The 22,908-nt window shown below is 44.3% G+C and carries 21 protein-coding genes (1 of these 21 only partly in view); 12 read left to right on the top strand and 9 right to left on the bottom strand.

Going from position 1 to position 22,908, the window contains the following annotated elements; translation table 11 throughout:
* A protein-coding gene (locus NFI80_RS21190; protein ID WP_233799384.1) for a ribonucleoside-diphosphate reductase subunit alpha crosses the window boundary here: on the bottom strand, positions 1-2,082 show its 5' portion. Its footprint begins 363 nt before the window's first position; 2,082 of the gene's 2,445 nt are visible here — the first part of the coding sequence; it begins with the start codon at positions 2,080-2,082; the stop codon falls past the left edge of the window.
* A 449-nt stretch (positions 2,083-2,531) separates the two neighbouring features.
* Here NFI80_RS21190 and NFI80_RS21185 point away from each other — a divergent pair, with 449 nt between their 5' ends.
* The 8 genes from NFI80_RS21185 (at position 2,532) to hemC (ending at position 9,098) form a co-directional block, all read left to right on the top strand.
* The gene (locus NFI80_RS21185) at positions 2,532-3,443 is read left to right on the top strand and encodes a sugar phosphate isomerase/epimerase family protein (protein WP_235166237.1); all 912 of its coding nucleotides are present in this window, start codon (positions 2,532-2,534) and stop codon (positions 3,441-3,443) included.
* 130 nt (positions 3,444-3,573) lie between these two features.
* Positions 3,574-3,828 (top strand): type B 50S ribosomal protein L31, encoded by a 255-nt coding sequence (locus NFI80_RS21180; RefSeq protein ID WP_026632808.1) that lies wholly within the window; start codon positions 3,574-3,576, stop codon positions 3,826-3,828.
* Positions 3,829-3,950: 122 nt separating this feature from the next.
* Complete coding sequence (locus tag NFI80_RS21175; protein ID WP_235166236.1) at positions 3,951-5,147, top strand: putative sugar nucleotidyl transferase; 1,197 nt, start codon at positions 3,951-3,953, stop codon at positions 5,145-5,147.
* Between the two features lie 35 nt (positions 5,148-5,182).
* Complete coding sequence (locus NFI80_RS21170) at positions 5,183-6,301, top strand: DNA polymerase III subunit (RefSeq protein WP_235166235.1); 1,119 nt, start codon at positions 5,183-5,185, stop codon at positions 6,299-6,301.
* A complete protein-coding gene (locus NFI80_RS21165) occupies positions 6,298-6,768 on the top strand; it encodes an ATP-dependent zinc protease family protein (RefSeq protein ID WP_233799388.1) in 471 nt (156 codons plus the stop codon). The genes NFI80_RS21170 and NFI80_RS21165 overlap by 4 nt, the downstream gene beginning before the upstream one ends.
* Positions 6,769-6,798: 30 nt before the next feature.
* Positions 6,799-7,701 (top strand): 30S ribosomal protein S6--L-glutamate ligase, encoded by a 903-nt coding sequence (gene rimK / locus NFI80_RS21160; protein WP_235161476.1) that lies wholly within the window; start codon positions 6,799-6,801, stop codon positions 7,699-7,701.
* 58 nt (positions 7,702-7,759) lie between these two features.
* Positions 7,760-7,951, top strand: a complete 192-nt coding sequence (locus NFI80_RS21155; protein ID WP_235166233.1) for a hypothetical protein — start codon at positions 7,760-7,762, stop codon at positions 7,949-7,951.
* Between the two features lie 214 nt (positions 7,952-8,165).
* The gene (hemC, locus tag NFI80_RS21150) at positions 8,166-9,098 is read left to right on the top strand and encodes a hydroxymethylbilane synthase (RefSeq protein ID WP_235166231.1); all 933 of its coding nucleotides are present in this window, start codon (positions 8,166-8,168) and stop codon (positions 9,096-9,098) included.
* A 74-nt stretch (positions 9,099-9,172) separates the two neighbouring features.
* Here the strand turns inward: hemC and NFI80_RS21145 are convergent, their stop codons facing one another.
* Positions 9,173-12,094 carry a TonB-dependent receptor gene (locus NFI80_RS21145; protein WP_374759697.1) on the bottom strand — a complete coding sequence of 974 codons (2,922 nt, stop codon included), beginning with the start codon at positions 12,092-12,094 and terminating at the stop codon, positions 9,173-9,175.
* A gap of 306 nt (positions 12,095-12,400) precedes the next feature.
* Here NFI80_RS21145 and NFI80_RS21140 point away from each other — a divergent pair, with 306 nt between their 5' ends.
* Together NFI80_RS21140 and NFI80_RS21135 are read left to right on the top strand one after the other, a co-directional pair.
* Entirely contained in the window at positions 12,401-13,471 is a 1,071-nt protein-coding gene (locus NFI80_RS21140) for a sensor histidine kinase (protein ID WP_235128065.1), read from the top strand.
* A complete protein-coding gene (locus NFI80_RS21135) occupies positions 13,468-14,202 on the top strand; it encodes a LytR/AlgR family response regulator transcription factor (protein WP_235128066.1) in 735 nt (244 codons plus the stop codon). The genes NFI80_RS21140 and NFI80_RS21135 overlap by 4 nt, the downstream gene beginning before the upstream one ends.
* Before the next feature lie 9 nt (positions 14,203-14,211).
* On the opposite strand, the gene uvrA is transcribed toward NFI80_RS21135, so the two are convergent.
* Positions 14,212-17,064: an excinuclease ABC subunit UvrA gene (uvrA, locus tag NFI80_RS21130; RefSeq protein WP_235166226.1), complete on the bottom strand. Its 2,853-nt coding sequence runs from the start codon at positions 17,062-17,064 to the stop codon at positions 14,212-14,214.
* 227 nt (positions 17,065-17,291) lie between these two features.
* Here uvrA and NFI80_RS21125 point away from each other — a divergent pair, with 227 nt between their 5' ends.
* A complete protein-coding gene (locus tag NFI80_RS21125; protein ID WP_235161482.1) occupies positions 17,292-17,456 on the top strand; it encodes a hypothetical protein in 165 nt (54 codons plus the stop codon).
* On the opposite strand, the gene NFI80_RS21120 is transcribed toward NFI80_RS21125, so the two are convergent.
* The 4 genes from NFI80_RS21120 to NFI80_RS21105 are packed head-to-tail and all read right to left on the bottom strand — an operon-like array spanning position 17,428 to position 19,886.
* On the bottom strand, positions 17,428-18,042 hold the full coding sequence (locus tag NFI80_RS21120) for an IMPACT family protein (RefSeq protein WP_235166224.1): 615 nt from the start codon (positions 18,040-18,042) through the stop codon (positions 17,428-17,430). The two genes, NFI80_RS21125 and NFI80_RS21120, sit on opposite strands and share 29 nt — an antisense overlap.
* A complete protein-coding gene (locus NFI80_RS21115) occupies positions 18,032-19,219 on the bottom strand; it encodes an MFS transporter (protein ID WP_254414158.1) in 1,188 nt (395 codons plus the stop codon). Before NFI80_RS21115 ends, NFI80_RS21120 begins: the two co-directional genes overlap by 11 nt.
* A 51-nt stretch (positions 19,220-19,270) precedes the next feature.
* Positions 19,271-19,441, bottom strand: a complete 171-nt coding sequence (locus NFI80_RS21110; RefSeq protein WP_235161485.1) for a hypothetical protein — start codon at positions 19,439-19,441, stop codon at positions 19,271-19,273.
* 4 nt (positions 19,442-19,445) lie between these two features.
* Positions 19,446-19,886: a DUF6934 family protein gene (locus NFI80_RS21105; RefSeq protein ID WP_235166221.1), complete on the bottom strand. Its 441-nt coding sequence runs from the start codon at positions 19,884-19,886 to the stop codon at positions 19,446-19,448.
* A gap of 94 nt (positions 19,887-19,980) precedes the next feature.
* Between NFI80_RS21105 and corA the strand changes: the two genes are divergently transcribed.
* The gene (corA, locus tag NFI80_RS21100) at positions 19,981-20,925 is read left to right on the top strand and encodes a magnesium/cobalt transporter CorA (RefSeq protein WP_235166220.1); all 945 of its coding nucleotides are present in this window, start codon (positions 19,981-19,983) and stop codon (positions 20,923-20,925) included.
* On the opposite strand, the gene NFI80_RS21095 is transcribed toward corA, so the two are convergent.
* Together NFI80_RS21095 and NFI80_RS21090 are read right to left on the bottom strand one after the other, a co-directional pair.
* Positions 20,922-21,752, bottom strand: coding sequence for an FkbM family methyltransferase (locus NFI80_RS21095; protein WP_235166219.1), 831 nt, complete (start codon positions 21,750-21,752; stop codon positions 20,922-20,924). The genes corA and NFI80_RS21095 overlap by 4 nt on opposite strands.
* A gap of 94 nt (positions 21,753-21,846) precedes the next feature.
* Positions 21,847-22,731: a glycosyltransferase family 2 protein gene (locus NFI80_RS21090; RefSeq protein ID WP_235166218.1), complete on the bottom strand. Its 885-nt coding sequence runs from the start codon at positions 22,729-22,731 to the stop codon at positions 21,847-21,849.
* Positions 22,732-22,908: the final 177 nt, after the last annotated feature.

Raw genomic sequence — 22,908 nt, 5'->3', positions numbered from 1 at the left:
GCGCTGCTTAATTTCCCATGCCGTTTTATAAAGGTCTTTAATGTTCTGCGGAATGTTTGGAATGGCCTGAACAGATCCGCTGGCACGAACGAGGTTGTTTTTCATTTCCTCATTCCAAAGACCCAGCCTTACCAGGTCTTTGAGCAGATATTTATTCACTACAACAAATTCACCTGAAAGAACCCTTCTTACATATATATTAGAAGTGAATGGCTCGAAGCATTCGTTGTTGCCAAGGATCTGGCTTGTAGAAGCCGTCGGCATCGGGGCAAGGAGCAGCGAATTGCGCACGCCATGCTGGATAACGCCTTTTCTCAACTTCTCCCAATCCCAGCGATTGCTGTCCGGCGTAACATTCCACATATCGAATTGGAAAATGCCTTGTGAAACCGGACTGCCTGCCCAAGTCTCGTATGGTCCAAGCTTTTCAGCCAGCTCCATGGACGATTCCATAGCACCATAATAGATGGTTTCAAAAATGTCCTTATTCAACTGACGCGCTTCATCGGAATCAAATGGCATGCGCATCAGACAGAATGCATCTGCCAATCCTTGAACGCCAATCCCGATCGGGCGATGTCTCTTGTTGCTTTTCTCAGCTTCCGGAACAGGATAGTAATTAAGATCGATGATCTTGTTCAGGTTGCGGGTGATCACTTTTGTGATCTCATACAATTTCTGGTGATCAAAATGCATGAAGCCGTCCGGGCCTTGCTCGATGAACTTCGGCAATGCGATCGAAGCGAGGTTACAAACCGCCACTTCGTCCGGCGCTGTATACTCAATGATCTCGGTGCAAAGGTTCGAAGACTTGATCGTTCCCAGGTTCTTCTGGTTCGACTTGCTGTTTGCATGGTCCTTATACAACATATAAGGAGTGCCTGTTTCAATCTGCGATTCCATAATGGCAAACCACAGATCCTGCGCTTTAATGGTTTTACGCGCTTTGCCTTCCATTTCATACCGCTCGTAAAGCTTTACGAAATCCTCGCTGTGCGTATCCGAAAGTCCTGGACATTCGTGCGGACAGAATAATGACCACGTATCATTGGCTTCCACACGCTTCATGAAAAGATCCGGAATCCACAATGCGTAGAAAAGGTCACGCGCACGCTGCTCTTCTTTCCCGTGGTTTTTCTTCAAATCCAGGAAATCAAAAATATCCGAATGCCATGGTTCCATATATATAGCAAAAGAACCTTTGCGCTTTCCACCGCCCTGATCCACATATCTTGCCGTATCATTAAAGACGCGAAGCATCGGCACAATCCCGTTCGACTGGCCATTGGTTCCTTTAATATATGTACCCGTTGCACGCACATCATGAATACTCAAACCGATCCCGCCGGCCGATTGCGAAATCAATGCGCAATTTTTCAGCGTATCGTAAATCCCATTGATGCTATCCTCTTTCATCGTCAACAGAAAGCAAGACGACATTTGGGGTTTCGGCGTTCCAGCATTAAACAATGTTGGCGTCGCATGCGTAAACCATTTTTCAGAAAGTAAATGATACGTCTCAATCGCTGCCTGCACATCTTCCTGGTGAATCCCAACGGCAACACGCATCAGCATGTGTTGGGGTCTTTCAACGATTTTACCGTCAACCTTTAATAGGTATGACTTTTCAAGCGTTTTGTAACCGAAATAATCATAGGCATAATCGCGGTCATATATAATGGTAGAATCAAGAAGCGAAGCGTTTTGGCGAATGACATCATAAACATCTTTCGCAATCAACGACGCATTTTCGCCGGTTTTTCCATCAACATAGGTATAAAGTCGCTTCATCGTGGCGGAGAACGACTTCAATGTATTTTTATGAAGATTTGAGATCGCTACGCGGGCTGCCAAAATCGCATAATCCGGGTGCTTGGTGGTCATAGACGCCGCAGTTTCCGCAGCCAGGTTATCCAGTTCCGCCGTAGTCACTCCGTCGTAAATCCCGGAGACCACTTTTTTAGCGACTTCTATGGGCTGAATATAGTTTGTATCAAGCCCGTAGCTCAATTTTTCAATTCGCGCGGTTACCTTATCGAATTTAACCGATTCACGGCGCCCGTCGCGTTTTATTACATACATTGACATGTTAATGAATTGTTTTTTAGGAAGTTAGTGATGTATCTTAAAGTTGAAATCGTTCTTCGGAGGAGCTTAACAGTCCTTGAAATAACATTAAATTAATCGCATTCGCAACCAGTAATAAGGGGTGCATTTTGGGTTTATAGGGATAATCCAAATCATAGATTTTGTAATATTCTAAATGCTAGCGGTTTACAGTTTATCAACATTAAAATGCAACCGAAAAAAATTTTACGAAAATTTAATGATAAAAATTTGTAAACTTTTTCGAAGACAAGATTTGGATCTTAAAACAAATTAATCTAACAAAAACTTAAATATCAGCTTGTTACAGCAATTAAATTATTTATAAATATTCTAAACAAGCAAACATTTAAAACTGCGAACCTGGCGATTAAATATAAACGACTATTTAAAATGATTTTTATACTGATCAAAACTAGTACATTATGACTAAGCTCATTAATTCTCCATCCCGGCGGAATTTCCTTAAAACATCCACGGGGATCATTACGGGCCTGGCGGCAGGACTTGCTGTTCCGGAAATCGTGTTTGCTAAAAATACCGGGCCGGGTTACGCCCTTCAACTTGGTGTTTTTGCAGCATATGATAAGGCTGACTATTTAAGAGAATCAGGATGTACATATATAGAGGAGTCGGTCGGGAATTTTCTCATCCCGAAAGATGGGGATGCGCAGTATGCTAAAAACCTCAAACAGCTCCACGAAGAGAAGTTTCCAATCAAATCGTATGTGATCTTGCTTCCGGGAAGTTTGAAAACATTGGGGCCGGAAGCAAATCATCAGGCCATATTGGAGAGGACAGACCTGGTTTTGAAACGTGCAAAAGAATGCGGTTCTCAATATGTTGTTTTCGGAAGCGGTGCTTCGCGCATTATCCCCGAAGGATTTGACAGAGAGAAGGCAAAGGCCCAGCACATTGAATTAACCAAAAAAATGGCACCGCTGGCAGAAAAATATGGGGTTACCATTGCCGTGGAGCCCTTGAACCGTGGGGAAACCAATTTCATTAACAGCCTGGCAGAAGGCGTCGAGATCATTGATGCAGTTAAGAGCCCGAGAGTGAAGTTGTTATGCGACATTTTTCACATGCTGAAAGAAGATGAATCGCCAGACGAAATAGTGAAATTCGGCAAACACATTGTCCATTGCCATATTGCCGAAAAGGAAAACCGGACGCCTCCCGGGGTTAAAGGCGACGATTTCAGACCTTATTTAAGTTCACTGAAAAAGATCGGCTACAAAGGCGGATTATCAATCGAATGCTTTGTTTACACGGATTTTGACAAGGAAGCAAGACGGGGCGTAGAGGTGCTTAAACAGCAATTGAGTGAAGTTTAATCACTTACCGTTGCGTATAGTTAAGTTTTCTCAAAAAGATAGGCGTTGATTTCTTGGTTTACTAAATTAGAATTTTTACTTTTGCAATCCTTTTTGAGAATTGTATCGAAACACATAATACCATATACCAATGAAAAAAGATATTCATCCCAATTATAGAGACGTAGTTTTCTGGGATCTATCAAGCGATTTTAAGTTCATTACGCGCTCTACCATAGAAACTACCGAAAATATTACTTGGGAAGATGGTAAATCTTATCCGGTTTATAAAGTTGAGGTTTCTTCTCAGTCGCACCCTTTCTACACAGGTAAAAATGTACTTGTTGATACCGCGGGCCGCGTAGACAAATTCAGAAAACGTTACGGCGCACAGAAAGAAGCTTAATCAGCGCTTTCTTTACCGAAATTAAAAGAAGCAGTCTCTTGTAAAATGTACAAGAGACTGCTTCTTTTTTTGCCCTAACCAAAAAAATGGGCGAACTTTGGCCCCACATACTAGCACAAAATATGCCTACAATCATTCTGTTTGACGACCCCGCAATCCGCGCTCAGCTTTTACCATTTACATATACCCGTCCCGTTTCAGCAATTCGCTGCGGCATTAACAAGATTTCCGAAAAATGGAGCTTATGGCTGGATTCAGCCGTTTCCTATCAAACTGCAGATTACCTGTCATTGGCATTTCCAGCTACGAGTTCGGATGATAATATTTATATCAATGGTAGCCTGTGCCCGGATACTGGGCTGGTTGACGCAATCAATAAGCTTCCTTTGGAATCAGCATTGATTGCGGGCGACGACGTTCTTGCCATCAGAAGTGCCGAGACCTGGAATCCGGATATAAATATTACAAATTATGAATCTCATCATTATGCTGGCTCATATACACTGATCAGAAACGTTTGGGACATATTTGCTTTTAATGGTGAGCAGATCGAAACGGATTTTAAAAAAATTACGGAGAACAGAACTTCCGAACCGTTGACTGATCCTTTTACTCATTGCTACAAACCTGAAAACATCTTCATTGAAAAGGGCGCTGTCGTTAAAGCTTCTATTTTAAATGCCGAGAATGGGTCTATTTATATCGGTAAGAATGCACTGATTCAGGAAGGCTCAATGATTCAGGGACCGTTTTCAATTGGAGAAAGCAGCGTGTTGGCGCAGGGAACGAAAATTCGTCCGAATACAACAGTCGGGCCGTATAGCAAGCTGGGTGGTGAAGTAAGTAACTGTGTTGTATTTGGTTATAGTAACAAAGGGCATGACGGTTATTTGGGAAATTCGGTGCTGGGCGAATGGTGTAACCTGGGTGCCAACACTAATAATTCAAATTTGAAAAATGACCATAGCAATGTGAAACTGCATAGTTATGTCACCAATGATCTGGCCGATACAGGTTTACGGTTTTGCGGGTTAATGATGGGTGATTATTCCAAAGCGGGAATTTCGACAATGTTCAACACGGGCTCCGTTGTTGGCGTAAGTGTGAATGTGTTTGGGGCTGGCTTTCAGGCTAAACATACGCCTTCCTTTTCGTGGGGCGGTAATGCAGAAGGATTCTTGGAATATCGTTTTCAAAAAGCCCTTCACGTGGCGCAGGACACGGTTAGCCGTCGAAATGTTACATTTGGAGAGGCAGATGAGGAGATTTTAAAATCTGTTTTTGAGCAGACGCGCGAACAGCGCAACTTTGAATGTTAAGACCAATTTTACATTAGTTTAAAAAATCATCCACCGTGCTTTTTAGAGAAATACCGGGACTTGAACATATAAAATCAACGTTAAGGCGCTCGGTGAAGAATAGCCATCTGGCTCACGCACAGCTGTTTGATTCTCCTGCTGGCGGTGGCGGACTCGCCCTTGCCTTAGCATTTGCAACATACATTAATTGTGAAAACAAAAGTGATGAGGACGCTTGCGGCGTTTGTGCTTCGTGCGCGAAAATGGCCAAGCTGATCCATCCCGATTTTCACTTCATATTTCCCATCGCCACTTCAAAAAAGATCGACGGGAAAACCAGCGAGGCGTTTCTAGGCCTGTGGCGCTCATTTTTGCTGGAAAATCCTTATCGCATTCTTCCTGAGTGGCTCGATCACATTAGTGCAGAAAACAAGCAGGGAAATATTTCCGTGGAAGAAGCGCGTGGGATTTTGCGAAAACTGTCGGTGAAGGCTTATGAAGGTGAATACAAAATTCTGCTGATCTGGAAACCAGACATTATGAATGCGGCTTCATCCAATGCAATCTTAAAAATATTGGAAGAACCGCCTGAAAAAACGTTGTTTTTGTTGGTTAGCGATCAGTCCGACAAGCTGTTAACCACCATTATTTCCCGCACGCAACGCATTAACATTCCAGCATTTTCAGACGAAGAGGTGCGTTATTTCCTGAAACTGCAACAGGTTAGCGACACAGCTGCGAATCAAATCGCTTACTTGTGTGACGGAAATTTGTCCGAAGCGTTAAGATTGGTTCAGGATGCGGAGGATGATCGTTCCGGCTGGTTTGCGGCGTGGATGCGCTCCTGCTATAAATACGATATTTCGCATTTGGTGAAGTTGGCTGACAATTTTGATGTGATGAATAAAGAAAAGCAAAAAGGCCTTCTGGAATACGCATTGAGGCTTTTTCGCGATATGCTGGTTTGGAGCCACGGCGCAGGCGAGCTTCTGCGCGTGCCCGACGAAGAGCTTACATTTGTACAAAACTTTTCAAAAACGGTTAACTTTGATTCACTCGAAAAAATGATCGGAGAGGTGAATCTTGCTTACTATCATATGGAACGGAATGTGCGCGCAAAAATGGTTTTTCTGGATCTTTCACTGACCGTCGCCCATTTTTTCCAACGCCGATGAAGCCAACGCTAGACATTATCGGCGCAACCGACATTGTGGATCTCCCCGATCTGGGCTGGTTTGATGTGCCCGTCCGCATTGATTCGGGCGCGACCACTTCCTCCATTCATTGCTCGCGCGTAAGGCTGATCAAAGATGGCGAGCAGCCGCAATTATGTTTTTATCTGGATGCAAAAAAAGGCGCACCACAGCAATCCTACACGGTTTCGGATTTTAAAGAAACCATTGTGCGAAATTCGTCCGGAAAAGAAGAAAAACGTTATGTGATCAAAACGAAGATCACCATCTTTGGCAAAAAAATCCGGACAGAATTTTCACTTGCCAACCGGCGTAAAATGAGATATCCCATCCTGTTAGGGCGCAAATTGCTGAATAAGCGGTTTTTGGTGGATGTCTCGCAAAAAGATTTATCCGCTGCAAAGCGTTCAAAGGCATCTCATCGTTCTCACGCCAGACATCAATCCTGAATTTACCCCATTTTATTTTTAGTTATTTATATGAAAATCGCCGTATTATCCACCAATCCCGACCTTTATTCAACGAGGCGTCTGGTGGAGGCAATTAAACAAAGGGGTCATCAGGCAGTGGTTATCGACCATGTGAAATGCTTCGTCATGATTGAAGGGGGAAAACCGACCATCATTTACAAAGGAAAACCCATTACCGAAATCGACGCGGTCATTCCCCGGATCGGCACGTCGGTGAATGCATTTGGCTGCGCCGTGGTGCGGCAATTGGAGTTGATGAAAGTTTTCACAACCGTCAAATCACAGGCTATTCTGCGTTCCCGGGATAAGTTGCGCAGCATGCAAGTACTTGCAAAATCTGGTGTAGACATCCCAAAGACGGTTTTCGCAAAAAATCCTGCGCAGGTCAACGAGCTGATCCACATGGTAGGCGGGCCGCCCGTGATCATTAAGCTGCTCGAAGGAACACAGGGTGTCGGGGTCGTTTTGGCAGAAACTATTAAGGCTGCAAAATCAACGATTGAAGCATTTTACGGCTTAAAAGCCAATTTTCTCATTCAGGAATACATTGCAGAGTCCAAAGGCGCCGATATCCGCGCTTTTGTAATCGGCAACAAAGTCATAGCCGCCATGAAACGCCAGGGCCACGAAAGCGATTTCCGCTCGAACCTGCACCGCGGCGGCGAAGGACATTTGATCGAACTAACAGAAGAAGAAGAACAAACGGCCATCGCAGCCGCCAAAGCACTAGGCGTCCGGATCGCCGGTGTCGATCTGCTGCAATCTGAAAGAGGTCCGTTGGTCATGGAAGTAAACTCTTCCCCCGGCCTCCGCGGAATTGAAGAAGTAAGCGGGATTGATATCGCCGCTTTGATTGTTGCTTATATTGAGGATAAGATTGTGATGGATGAAGGGGATACTGTTGGGGTTTGAATCTTGTGTATTTTTGCAATGTAAAGCGTTTGAGAGAGAGACGCAAAGACGATAAGCTATGATCGGTCCAATAAAAAATAATGAGCAGTACGAGGAGGCGCTGGCTAATATCTATACATTAATGCAAATAGATATTTCAGCTGACTCAAAAGAATCTGACGAACTTGAAGTGCTTTCAATTTTAGTAAAAGATTTTGAGCACACGCATTTCCCTATTCCAAAACCAAATCCACTCGAAGCAATAGGTTAGAATGGAGCAAATGGAAATGTTTGGAAAGAATCTTTCCGGGATTTTAGGATACAGGTCTCGTAAGTCAGAAATCCTGTCAGGAAAACGAAAATTGAGTCTTCCTATGATTCGAAAACTGAACGAAATTCTGCATATACCAGCAGATATATTAATACAAGCTTACTAATTAGTGATTATTTGTCTCCCAACAAGGGACATCCGAATGAACGAAACCATGCATATAAAAATAGGAACGCGCGGGAGTAAATTGGCGCTTTGGCAGGCGTATTATGTGGAGGGGCTTTTGAATGAAGGCGGCATTGATACGGAAATTGTCATTATTGAGACCAAAGGCGATAAAATCCTGACCCGTTCATTATCGAAAATAGGCAGTAAAGGCGTTTTTACGCAGGAATTGGAAGATCAGTTGCTGGATGGCAGCATTGACATTGCCGTTCACAGCGCCAAAGATCTGCAATCGCAACTGGATGATGCTTTTGAACTTATTGCCTTTACTGAACGCGAAAAGGCCAATGATGTTTTGGTAAGTCATAACACCGAACTTTCGCTCAAAAGCGGCGAAGCCTTCGTAGTGGGAACCTCTTCCACGCGTCGGGTGGCTGTTTTAAGGCATTTCTATCCGCATATCCAAACCGTGGACATGCGCGGTAACCTGCAAACACGCCTTAGAAAACTGAATGAAGGCCATTGCGACGCTTTGCTCCTCGCCTATGCCGGCGTCCACAGAATGGAATACGATGATAAAATCGCAGAGCATTTGCTTTTAGACGAATTCACACCAGCGGTAGGCCAAGGCAGCGTCGCTATTGAATGTGCTGTGAATTTGGCCGAAGAAAAGAAAGCCATCATTAAAAAACTGATCAATCATCCCCAAACGGAAACCTGTCTCTTAACCGAAAGGGCATTCCTGAAGCGCCTACAAGGCGGATGCAGCATCCCCGTTTTCGGCATGGCAACATTGCACGAGGATCAGATCAACATTACGGGCGGTATAATTAGTTTGGACGGGCAAGAATTGATCCGGAGAACTGAAACTGGTTCAATTTCATTTCCGGAAGAGTTGGGAACTGCATTAGCCGATGAATTGCTTGAAGCGGGAGCGGATCGCATTTTGAGAGAAATTAAAAGTCAGACGCCGACATTGTAACATCCGATTGCGTATAAAAAAGGCGAAGCCCGAACAAATGTTCGGGCTTCGCCTTTTATAATATTATCTAAAAATTATGGCTTCTTAGTTGTATCTGCTGGCACTGCTGGTTTTGCAGGGATAGCTGATGAATCTGCTGGAATCATTGGCCTAGCAGTTGAGTCAGCTGGCATAACCGGCTTTGCAGTTGAATCCGCTGGCATAACTGGCCTCGACATTGAATCTGCTGGCATTACAGCTGGGCTTGTCGCTGAGCCGGTTGGGGATGTCATAGGGCGAGCGGTTGAATCCGGGCGAGTGCCTGGCTGCATGGGCATGCCTTGACCAGCTGGTCTGGCTGTGCTGTCGATGCCTGCCGGGCGGCCTGCGCCTTCCGGACGGGATGCGTTTGGAGCAGATGGGCGCATGGTTGGCACTATTACTGCTGGCGCTCCTTGAACGGCACCGGCTCCTGCACCTGCATCCATTCCACCACCTTCGCTTTTCTGGTCGTCATTGTTAACTGATTTTCTTCTGCGTGATTTCTGCTCGGTAAAAGTCATCTTACCTAAGCGATACGAGAAGTTTATCCGGAAACCTCTGTTGAACAGATAGTTTGTGTTGTTCTGGGTGAATGATGGCGTTTCAAGCTGCGTCTTCATTTTGAATGATGGAGCCAGGAAGTTTTCCATTCCGAATCCAATGCTTCCGCGCTTGTTGGTAAAATCTTTCTTGATTCCCAAATCATACATTCTGAATCCTGCTTGCGTTCCTTGCAACTGAACATCGCGTCCCCTCATGAAACCACCCGCTTGCAATCCCCAGCCATTTTTAATGTTCAGGCTGGTTCTGAAACGGCCACTCAATACGAAACCTGTGTTGGAAGCTGCCAATAAGGGATCTGGATTGTTGTTTGTAAGATCTGCGTAGTAAGCATCAAAACCTCCTCCTACTTGCCATCTTTTAAAGAATGTCATGTTTCCGAAAACATTCACACCGTAGTTTTTCTTGGAACCAATGTTACCATAAGTTGTCGTGATAACCCCCTGTTCGTTGGTGGTACGAATGCTTTCGATTGAACTGTTGGTAAAACGTGCAAATGTGGAAACGTTCACATAAAGCGAATTCTTGAAAAAGCTTGTTCCCAATTCCACCTGATCCGTCAATTCCGGACGGAGTTGCGGGTTACCCACAGTGATGTTCTGTGGGTTCGCCGCATTCTGATTAGGATTTAGGAATTGAATGCCTGGACGTTGAAGACGGCGGTTATAACCCAGCTTAACAGTTTGTCCTTTGCCAAATGTTTGCGACAAGTTAAGACTCGGCACCAGATTGCTGTAAGCCGGAATGCCTAGGTCGCCCCGCTCACCCTGCGTGGCATCAATGCTGGTATACTCGTAACGCGAGCCCGCCTTCACGGTAAACTTGCTTTTTGTTGTATAAGTGTAGGAAAAATATCCCGCTGCCACATTCTGGTCATAGTTCAGACTGCTCGCAGCTTGCGGCGTATCCACTGTATTGTAATAATCAAAATTACTTACCACTTGACGGAAGATACCTTTTCCACCAAATTCGACCAGCTGATTGTCTTTCACCGGCGTCTGATAATCCACTTGAATGGTGCTTTCCTGATTATGGCTGGCGTTGTTGTTACCCTGACTTCCCAGCAACTCGCGCAATTGATTGTTATTCAATGAATAAATGTCAGCATCAAAATCATTCGTCCGGTTGTTACGGCTAAATTGCGTCGAAATGCTCAATTCCTGCTGTGGCTTGGCCAATGTTTTGATATAATCCACATTCACGTCCCAAGTGCCGGACAAGTCTTTTGTATTTACATCCCGGAAGCTATTGCGCGTTGTGCCGTCGCTTTGCGTGTTAAATGTTGACAAATCCTGCTGATTACGCATGTTACGCATGCCATAACGCACGCCGGCAGAAAGTGAAGTTTTGGAATCGATCTCATAATCCCATCCAAAGTTGTAAGAACCGAAGGACATTTTGTTATCTGATTCGGCCATCTGGCGGATCGAGAATTTGTCAATTTTACCAACTTGCAGGTTTTCAGATTTGCCCGGCATATTGTAGTTAAAACGACCAAAACCTCCCAAACTGAAACCCATTTTACCAACTCTATAATTTCCTCTCAATCCCAGGTTTGAACCCCGGTTACCAATGCCCGTATCCAAATTCAATGTTCCACCTTGAATCGTGCTTTTCTTCGTAACAATGTTGATAATCCCCGCAGAACCTTCCGCATCATATTTGGCTGATGGCGAAGTGATTACTTCAACAGATTTGATCATATCCGCAGGAATCTGCTTCAATGCATCCGCAACGCTGGTCGCGATGATGGTCGAAGGTTTGTTATTAATCAAAACCCGAACATTGGAACTTCCTCTTAATGAGACATTACCGTCCAGGTCGACCGTCAACATCGGCACTTTCTTCATCACGTCCGAAGCGTCACCGCCCTTGCTTGTAATGTCTTTTTCATTGTTGTAAACAAGCCTGTCTACTTTCTCCTCGATCAACTGCGCCATGCCCACAACTTCAACCTCATTCAACTGAACTACATCCGGTCCAAGGCTTACATTGCCCAGGTTAAGTTCTGTTTTGCGGTCAATCTTAATGTCATTGATGGTTTTGGTTTTATAACCAATAAAAGAAATCAAAATCTTGAAGTTTCCTGATGCCACTTTTGTAAGTTCAAAAGCACCTTTTTCGTCAGTTGTCGTTCCGTCGATCGGGTTATTGGTTTTAATGTCAACCAAAGAAAGCGCGGCAAATTCTACCGGCTTTTTGCTCACTGAGTCAATCAGGATTCCTTTAATTTTACCATTTCCTTTGGGCGTGTCCTCGGCCGTTCCCGGGATAACTGTCTGCCGTTGCGGCCTGTCATTTCCACCTCCTCGGTTTCCACCGAATCCGCCGCCGCCTCCGGGGAATTGCGCTGAGGCTGCGAAGCTCAGCAACATCATAAGTATAATAGGAGTAACTTTTCTCGTCATGTTCATGGTTGTGTTGCAAAAATTGTTCGATTCAATTTCAAAGTAAATACCTTAACCTGACAATAAATCGGGCAATAGATGGAAAGGACACTTCCACCGATCAAACCCTGCTTTTAGCCGATAAGTCGTCCGATCTGATTCTTAGAATAGTGCAGAAATCAGTATTTGTGCCGCAAAGTTGCTTTATAGAGTGATGGCGCTGATCAGTCGGTATTTGCCGGGTGTTAATCGATTGGGCTAGGCACTTTGATATATTACGCGTAAGATTGTAATTGCAAGCAAAGTTTGCTATACTCACCTAATGAACTGACAATGGACGCTAATACCGCACGAAAATATCCTCCATTTTTTCTGCATCTTTTGGGATGGACCTTTCTGGCCCTGTTTCTCATGTGGCAACCGCTGAGCTGGCAGATCCAGTTTCCGGTTACATTCTGGGTCAAGCAAGCCGTTTTGTTCACCTTACTGATCGGGATTTTTTATCTGAACTATTATTTCTGGTTTCCCAAATTCCTCGCCCGGAACAGTTATAGTCGCTTTATATTGCTGAATCTGGTGTCTGTGATCGCGTTGGCTGTCATCATTGAGCAGGTAAAAATCGCTATTAATCACGGCGAACAAATGGACAGGGCATTCAAAACAGCCCGCGAAGCAAACGGTGATAAGAAACCTCAGGACAGACTGGATTATTTCTCGCTCATGACGGCGTTGCTTATTATAGGCATTAGCACGAGCGTCGCTGCGGTGAAAGACGTGCAGCGCGATAAGCAATACAGGGAAAATCTGGAAAAGGAAAAAATCAATTCTGAGCTTTCGTTTTTGAAAGCGCAGATCAATCCGCATTTCTTTTTCAATACATTAAATAACATATATGCACTAACGGTCATTGATGTAGAAGCAGCAAGAGAAGCTTTGCACAAACTTTCCCGCATGATGCGCTATGTCCTTTACGAGACGCAGCACGGAACGGTGTTACTAAGCCAGGAAATCGCTTTTGCACAGGATTACATCCAATTAATGCAGCTGCGATTGACCGATAAAGTGACCGTTCATTTAGATCCGCCGAGCCCGATGCATGACGTGTCTATTGCTCCAATGCTTTTTTTACCGTTTATTGAAAATGCATTTAAACACGGCGTAAGCGCGGTGCAGCCGAGCAGGATCGACATTCAGATCCGGCAGGACAAGCATAAGATATTTGTTGAGGTTAAAAACACTTTATTTACCGACAAAAGGGCCATTTTGGATGAAAGTAACGGCATAGGGCTTGTCAACACGCAACGCCGGCTTGACCTTTTATATCCCGGAAAATATCAGCTGGAAGTGACTGAGAATAAGGAAGAAAAAGAATTTGAAGTTCATTTGGAATTAGAAACTGCATGAGTGTACTCCAATGCATAGCAGTCGATGACGAGCCATTAGCACTCGGACTTGTTTGTTCATTTATAGAAAAAACCCCTTTCCTGGCACTTGCCGGTCGATTTTCCAGCGCTGTGGAAGCGCTTCAAGCTATTCATTCCAAGCACATTGATGTCATTTTTCTGGACATTCAAATGCCTGATCTGACAGGCATTGAGCTGGCCCGTGTCATTGACAAAGCCGACAGCCGTGCCCCAAGGATCATTTTTACAACTGCATTCAATCAATATGCGCTGGATGGCTTCCGCGTAGACGCACTTGACTATCTCCTAAAACCCTTTAATTACGAAGAATTCCTGCGAGCCGCTTCCAAAGCGCAGGCTTACAGCGAATTGCTAAACAAGGCTTCCTCTGCAAGCGCTCCGGATCCGAAAGATGGATATTTGTTCCTTAAAGTTGAATATCAGCTGGTTAGGATTGCTTATGAGGACATTCTTTATATGGAAGGTTTGAAGGATTATGTGAAGGTTCATTTAAAATCGGATCCAAAGCCGATCCTTTCACTCACCAGCCTGAAAGCATTGGAAGAAAAACTTCCGGTTTCGAAATTCATGCGTGTACACCGCTCATTTATTGTAAATCTGGATAAAATCAGCGCTGTAACAAAAAATACCATCCAAATCGGCAGCATGACAATTCCCGTCAGCGATCAGCATAAGGATGGTTTTAATCAGTTTTTGAGCAAATGGATGTAGAAGGAAGGCTTATTTCAGCTCTTCCTTCAAGAAATGTCCGGTGTAACTTCCCTTCACCTTCGACACTTTTTCGGGTGTTCCTTCTGCAATAATGCGTCCGCCTTTCGCGCCACCTTCGGGGCCAACGTCAATGACGTGATCCGCTACTTTGATAACGTCGAGGTTATGCTCGATGATGAGCACTGTATTTCCTTTTTCAACCAGTTTGTTCAACACATTCAGCAAATGTCTGATATCCTGGAAATGCAAACCGGTTGTCGGTTCATCGAGAATGTAAAGCGTTTTTCCGGTGTCGCGTTTTGATAGCTCTTCCGAAAGTTTCACCCGCTGCGCTTCTCCGCCGGACAATGTCGTTGCGTGCTGGCCCAATGTAATGTAACCCAAGCCAACATCATTCAATGTCTGCACTTTACGCAAAATCCTAGGTTGATTTTCAAAGAATTCCAATGCGGATTCCACAGTCATGTCCAGAATGTCAGCGACGGACTTTCCTTTGAAACGCACTTCCAATGTTTCCCGATTGAAGCGCTTTCCTTTACAAGTTTCACAATTGATATGCACATCAGGAAGGAAATCCATTTCTATTTTCTTCATTCCAGCTCCTTCGCAATCTTCGCAACGCCCGCCTTTCACATTAAACGAGAAACGCCCCGGCTTATAACCACGGATTTTCGCTTCGGGCAATTCAGCAAAAAGCGTCCGAATGTCTGTAAATAAATTCGTATAAGTCGCTGGGTTAGAACGCGGCGTACGTCCGATCGGCGATTGATCCACTTCAATTACCTTGTCAATATTTTCCAACCCTTCCACCGACTTGTACGGCAGCGGCTCTCTTCTTGATTTATAAAAGAATTGATTTAGCAATGGAAACAGCGTTTCGTGAATCAGCGACGACTTCCCGCTTCCACTCACACCCGTCACACAGACCATCGTTCCCAGCGGAAACGACATGTTTACATTTTTTAAATTATGTCCTGTGCAGCCTTTGATGGATATCGTTTTGCCACTTCCTTTCCGGCGTTTTTTGGGAACGTCAATCGCAGTTCTGCCACTCAGATATTCTGCGGTTAGCGAGCCATTTTGAAGAAAAACTTCCGGCGTTCCGGCTCCCACAACATTGCCGCCATGACGTCCAGCACCAGGTCCAATGTCCAAAATGTAATCAGAAGCCAGCATCATATCCTTATCGTGCTCCACAACCAAAACCGTGTTTCCAAGATCACGCAAACTCTTCAAAGAATTGATAAGCCGCACATTATCACGCTGATGCAAGCCAATGCTAGGCTCGTCCATAATGTAAAGCACCCCCGTCAGCTGCGTTCCTATCTGCGTTGCAAGCCTGATCCGTTGCGCTTCTCCACCAGAAAGTGTCCTTAATGCACGATTCAATGTCAGATAGTCAAGTCCCACATCGAGCAGGAAACCGACTCTTTTCCTGATTTCCTTTAAAACTTCGTGACCAATAACGCGTTGCTTTTCCTCCAATCTGTCTTCCAAACCTACCAGCCATTCTGCCAACACCCGAATATCACTATCGGCAAGTTCTGCAATGTCTTTACCATCCACCCGAAAATGCAAAGATTCCTTTCTCAAACGTTTGCCATTACATTCAGGGCAAGTCTGAACAGTCATAAAATCCTTCAACCAATCCTGTATTTTATCGTTTCCGCTTTCCTGCTGGCGTTTCAGAAAGTTGATAATGCCGTCAAACTTGGTTTCCCATTCTGTTCCCGGGTATTTTTTTGATGGAACAGGCACCGCGTCTTCACTTCCGTAAAGCACGAGTTTCATCGCTTCCTCAGGAAATTTTTCCAAAGGCGTTGCCAATGTCACTTTAAACGGTTTTAGCAAAACCTCCAATTGCTTGAATATCCATGCTTCCCGATATTCGCCCATCGGCGCAATGCCACCTTTTGTAATGCTCAGCGATTTATCCGGCATTATGGACTCTTCCGTGATTTCCTCGATCATTCCCAAACCCTGGCAAGTGGGACACCAGCCGTAAGGAGAGTTGAAAGAGAACGCATTAGGCGCAGGATCATCATAACTTATGCCCGATTCCGGGTCCATCAGGTTTTGGGAAAAATAGAAAGTTTCTCCTTTTTCGTCCAAAACCATCAATGCTCCTTTTCCCTGCTTAATCGCCGTCGCCACAGACCGGCTCAATCGATAACGCGATTGCGGATCTTCGGATTCTTTTTTAGGAACAACTCGGTCAATAACAATCTCAATGTCATGGACTTTATAGCGGTCCAGCTGCATTTTCGGCGCAATTTCCTGCACTTCACCATCCACCCGAACCTTATTATACCCCAGCCTCGCAATTTGAACAAACAGCTCTCTATAATGCCCCTTGCGGCCCTTTACCGCAGGAGCAAGCAGGCTAATTTTTTTGCCTAAAAACTGTGTAAATAACTGATTAATGATCTGATCCTGCGATTGCTTGACCATTTTCCGACCCGTAACATAGGAAAACGCCTCGCCCGCACGTGCGTAAAGCAATCTCAGGAAGTCATAGATTTCTGTAACCGTCCCTACCGTTGATCGCGGGTTACGGGAAGTGGTTTTTTGCTCAATGCTGATTACGGGCGACAGACCGCTGATCTTATCTACATCCGGCCGCTCCATTTCACCAATAAAACCGCGCGCGTAAGAAGAAAAACTCTCCATATATCGGCGCTGTCCCTCCGCATAAATCGTATCAAAAGCCAATGAAGATTTCCCGCTTCCACTGATGCCTGTAACCACTACAAGCTTGTTTCGCGGGATGTTGACGTCAATATTCTTTAAATTATGCTCGCGTGCGCCTTCTACTTCAATTAAATCCTGGCCTTCGAGCTCAGTTGCATTCAAATGTTCCAAAATGATATTTCCGTTTGCGATAAAGTTCAGTAAAACTGGTTATTGGATAACCCAAAAAATCGGCTCAGAGTTGCAAAGTTTGCTCACAACATTCCGGCTTACATGCGCTCTGCAAATCACCGACTGCTAAAATAGATAATAAGTAATGTCCCCTGCGTGTTCTTTATTATTTTAGCAAAAATTTGATGCATTAACCAGCGTACAAACTTCATTCAAATAATAAAGTGATGAAAATCAACAACGAAAGCGAATACGAAAAAGCCTCGGAACGGGCAGATGAAATCTTTGGTGCGAAAAAAGGCTCGCCGGAAGAACAGGAGTTGAAAGAGCTGCTGAAAGCGATTAAAGATTACGAAGACGACTTCATCCGGATGTTAAAAGAGAATGAGTAAGTCCCTCAACCTGCTCACAGCGAGCAATAAATCTTTCCGTGCTAGCCACACGAACTTCCGCGACTAACCGACATTCCATTTCAAAAACCTGCTCCCTCACAGGCAGTTCCATTTCCTTCACAATCCGCATAACATCATTCATTTGCGGATAGGAAAAGTTGAGCTGGTATAAATTATAGAAATGCTTCGTAACAATTTCCGACTGGCTTAAAGCATCCTCAGTCGCCAGTTTATAAGCATTAATCAACCCCGGAACACCCAGCAATGTCCCTCCAAAATAACGCACCACAACCACCAGCACATTCGTAACATTCCTGGAATACAATGTATTAAGGATCGGCCGGCCCGCAGTTCCTGATGGTTCGCCATCATCGCTCATTCTATAACTCATGCGGTCCGCGCCCAACCGGTAGGCGTAGCAATGATGCACGGCTTTGGGATGCAGCTCCCGCAATGTTGCCAGATGTGCTTTTGCATCCGTTTCGCCTTCTATTGGAAAACTGTAAGCCAGAAATTTGCTGCCTTTATCTTTGAAAAAACCTTCCGCTGGCCCGGTGACGGTTTGGTAACTATCGTCAAATAACACGGGCGCGGCGTTTTTTGAATTGATAAATCAAGACCGTGTAAATTAATGCGGCCAAGGCAAAGCCGGCCATGACAAAGAAAACCAGCGGCAAATTCCCACGCTGATTTGCAAATAGTTCAGCCGATAAAAATGCGCCTAAGCCAATCCCAGCTTCCAAAGAAATGAACATTGTAGCAATGGATCGTCCGCGGTTATCATCCTGGCTCAAATCCACTGTCCACGCAGAAAGCACAGGCGACAGAATGCCCATCGACATGCCAAAAAATGCAGCCCCGGCAAAAAACATTGGGACGGAATCAGCATAACCTGTTATGATCATTGCGATAATAAGCACAATGCAACCGGCAATGGTCACGGGAATCCGGCCATGCCTATCCGAAATCTTTCCGGCAAAAAGCCTGATTAAGATCGAGAAAATCGTAAAAAACATAAAATAAAAGCCGCGGTTTTGCAATCCCAGATAGCCGCTAAAATCCGGCGTAACCGTCGCCACAGCGCCATAACCGAAATAGCAAAGGAATGTAACCAGTGCAGGGCTGAAAACAGCAGGCTCAAAAATATCCCTTCTAGTAATTTGAAAAGCATTCCAGGAAAGACGCTCTTTTTTGACAAGCGTCTCTTTCATATTCAGCAATATCGCAATGGACAGAAATGCGAATAACGAAGATGTGTAAAACAATGCATTCAGCGAAAAAGCTTCACTAATCATGCTTCCCACCGCAGGACCGAACGCAGAACCCACGCCCATACACATCCCATGCACGCCCATAGCTTCCCCGCGCCTGTCGGCAGGAACAATGTCCGCAACGTAAGCCGAAGTTCCGGTTGGTTTGAAGCCAGTTGAAAAGCCATGAACCAGCCTGAGAAGCAGGAAAGGCATTACGGTTGTGAATATTGGATACAAAAATCCGCAAACAAAGCAGACAATGGAGCCGAATGCCATGACCGGAACGCGGCCAATGCGATCGGTCAGACGACCACTGAATGGACGGGAAAGTCCGGCTGTTAATGTGAATAAACCAATGATTGCGCCCTTATATTCGGCACCGCCCATCTCGGAAAGATATCCCGGAAGCTCGGGAATGAGCATGTTGAAGCTGGAAGAAAAAAGAAACGAACTAAGGCCAAGTAACCAGAATTGCGTTGTGAAGATACTTGGGGAACTTGTACTTTGCATTACACAAAAGTACGCATTTGATCTAAAAAATGAGGAACGTTTGGTAAGTACTTAAAACTTGTCCTTGATCCCGAGGATGCTCAGGTCTACGCCAGCAAGGGTCTTTCTAGCCTGTTCCATCTTCCGTTTGATGAAAGGTGAATCGTTGTGCATTCCACTCTTCAAATTTGGATCTATTGTCGCCTTGGGGCCATCAATTAAGCGGTTTTTCTTTGTTTCCATAATACTAGGCATCTTTTTGTTTTACTATAAACGCATCAAACTTAAAATCTGTTTCATAGGGCATTATCTCACCATTAAATATGCCGTAAACAATTAACCTGGTCTCCCAATTCGGCTTTTCCTTTCTTAAAATGATTTGATACATCCTTGTTCGCGATGGAGTGCTTCCCTGAAAGTATACAGCTTTATTTTTATGAATGTCAAGGAATTCAAGCAGAATTCGAATAACCGTAGCTAAAACCATATTTGTATCTTTATTGTCAGTCACTGCACGATCATCAATCTCATTGTTCTCAGTCAAATCGCCAAAAGCGAAATTGCATACGTCTTCGGAAATCAATAAAAATTCAGCCTTTTTACGAACGATACGCTTTTGAGATATACTGCTAAAAGTGAAAGACAGATAATCCTCCGAAGCCAGGTAGGGGTAATAATTATGTTTCAATAGTATGTGATTAAATCAGACTGCAAGGTAAGTTAAATCAGCAATTTCTAAAATCGCTTTTTGGTGGTTCCTGGTTTTTTCCCAACTTTAAAAAATGGTACGCATATTTTATAAAGAAGGTCGGTTAATTAAGCGCGAGAATGATATTCGCGAGCTTGGGAAAGTTAAGAATTTGGTTTGGGTTGATTTGCAGTCGCCGAGTGCGGAGGAAGAGGAATGGGTCGAGAATAAATGCAATATCAGCTTCCAGACGCCCCAGGAAATTGTTGAAATTGAAAGCAGTTCGCGGTTTTTTGAACAAAATGACACGATTAACGCCAATTCTAACTTCTTAAGAATCGATCGGAATGGATATGAAATGTATCCGGTCTCTTTTATTTTATATCAAAATGTGCTCTTCACTTACCGCCGCGGCGACTCAAAAACCTTCGCCGATACGGTCAAGAAAATGAAAGTAAGCACGGAAAGCATTCAGAGCGGTGTGGATTTCATGTTGCTGCTGTTGGAAACGCGTATTGAAGCCGATGCAGATTCGCTGGAAGGCATTTCGCGTGATATTTCTGCCATTAGTAAAGACCTTACACACGAACAAAAAGCCCGTCAGGAAGTCCTGATCCGCATTAGTGGTTTGCAGGAAACGACCATGATGCTCCGCGAAACGAGCATCGACAAGCAACGCGTGCTATCCGGAATTTTGAGAAGTCAGTATTTCCCCGAAGACAGGAAGGAACATTTGCGTATCATCCTGAAAGACGTTAGTTCACTGCTCGAATACACGACTTTCAACTTCGAACGCCTTGAATATCTGCAAAATACATTTATGGGTTTGATCAACATTGAGCAAAGCCAGGTGATCAAGATTTTCACTGTGGTAACGATCATTTTCATGCCGCCAACGCTGATCGCAGGAATTTTTGGAATGAATTACAATCATATTCCCAGCACCTCCGAACCCTGGGGCTTTTGGGGCTCGCTCTTTTTAATGGTCTTTTCCTCAGCCGTTGTACTTTGGTTTTTCCGCCGAAAACGCTGGATTTAAGCTTCGTTCGGAACGGCGTAGAAGTTGAACGTTTTCCACTTATTCATATCACGAGGACCTTCGATTTTGATAATTTTCGCGTTCTCGTCGAAGTCGGAAAAGTAATGTAATGTGTAGCCAAATTCAGAGACAATGTGATACAATTCGGCACGTTCTTCGGTGGTTGCTTTTGGGAAACATTCTGCAACCAGCACGGGCTTAAATTGTCTGATTAGATTACTGATTGATCTAATTACTTCCATATCAGCACCTTCCACGTCCACCTTAATGAAGGAAAGTTTATTTAATAAAGAAGCATAATTGGTTTTAAGAAACTTTTCAAGGTTAATTCCTTTGATTTTCTCAGGAAGTTGAAATGCGCCTTGATCCTCAACGATTTCGTTTGAAATTCCACCATTACCAAATGATGCTTCCGAAGAACTGTAAAAAAATTCACCGTCTTCTTTGGTTATCGCATATGGCAGCGGGATAATGTTTGTTTTATCAACATTAAGCGCTACGTTTTTTTCTAAAATCTTGAAAACGTGCGGGTTCGGATCAAAACCGATGGTTGTTCCCGTTTTGCCTGTTGCGAGCGCCATTGGCACAGTTGTGTCACCAATGTTTGTTCCAATGTCGATGCAGAGGCTTCCTTTTGGAATAAATTTCTTGAAAAAATTGACTTCTTCCTGCGTTATCACCTTTGGGTTTACCAACGGGTTTTTCCAGTTTGCAAATGAAATTTCACCTTCCTCAGCCAACACAAATGTGTCCGTTTTGTGAGGATATTCCTGAAATTGGCGACGTGCTTTCTTTCTGGCGAGAGAATTTTTAAAATACTCAAACATGTAACGAGGAATTTCGTGAGTTTTCTGAAACTACAATATTAAGGATTTAAACGCTAAAATATGTTATCGTTTCACACTCATTTGTGCCCTAATATCACAATAACCGGTAATTTCTGAACTCGAAGAGCCGCTTACCCGTCCCCTTTTCATACCAGTAAAGAAGCGCATCTTTCAGTTTGAATCGCTTCTTGGATGTGTCGAGATCGACTTTCCAGTTTTGCCGTGCAATGCGTTCTTGCATTACTGTGGGATGCGTTTCTTCAAAGCGTTTTAATGAATCAAATTCTTCATAATTGAACACATCGTCCGATTCCAGGATCTTTTCCCAAGCCTCGCCTTCATTCCAAAAACGGCTTACATTTTTCATCTTGGTTTTCATCTGCGCCGGACTTTTCACCCAACCGTAATGATAAACCGCCGCGCCGGAATGCATCACATTCAATTTCTGATTTCCTCTTCTGAAACCCTGCGCATCGCGATAAGCTGAAATCGGCAAACCTTTTGGACTTTTTTCATTCCTGATAATGCGGATTTCGCGGCGATACCATTTTCTGCTGTCGCCAATGTAATCGTAAGTGCCGTAAAAATGGACGTAATCGAAAACCAAACCTTCAACGCGTTCATCAGTTAAGTGCCGCGTGCAAGAATCAATGATTGCTTGGTGATATTTTTCATGAACCGCCTCGTCGCCCTGAATGTAAAACGCCCAATCAGCATCGGGCGAAATCTGTTTCAGCGCCTTATCCGTTTCCACCGCAAGCACTTTCCCGCCTTCCCGCAGAGACATATCCCACTCCGATTCCACGATCCTGATTTTGTCCGAAGCAATGGACCGGATCAGCCCCAATGTGTCATCATCGCTATGCCCCACACTCACCAGCATTTCATCCACAACGGGCAAAATGGACGTGATCGCCTCCACAATCGGGTAATCATTTATAATCGCATTCCTGATAATTGTAAAGCCGGAAATCTTCAATGTAAGCGAAATTTAAAGTAATGTGAGCGCGACAAAGTTAGCTTATTCGTCCTAAGAATATTCCCCCGATAAGAATTCAATTTGATCAGATTCTCCTTGAATTTCCGGGGCAAAGCGTGTAGATTTGTTTTCTCCAGTCCGGCAAATCTGGCCCGGGCTAATCAATAAATTATACAT

It is taken from the genome of Dyadobacter chenhuakuii (assembly GCF_023821985.2).
Lineage (GTDB): Bacteria > Bacteroidota > Bacteroidia > Cytophagales > Spirosomataceae > Dyadobacter > Dyadobacter chenhuakuii.
The sequence above is the reverse complement of the archived record's forward strand: the minus strand, read 5'-3'. Positions and strand labels throughout refer to the sequence as shown.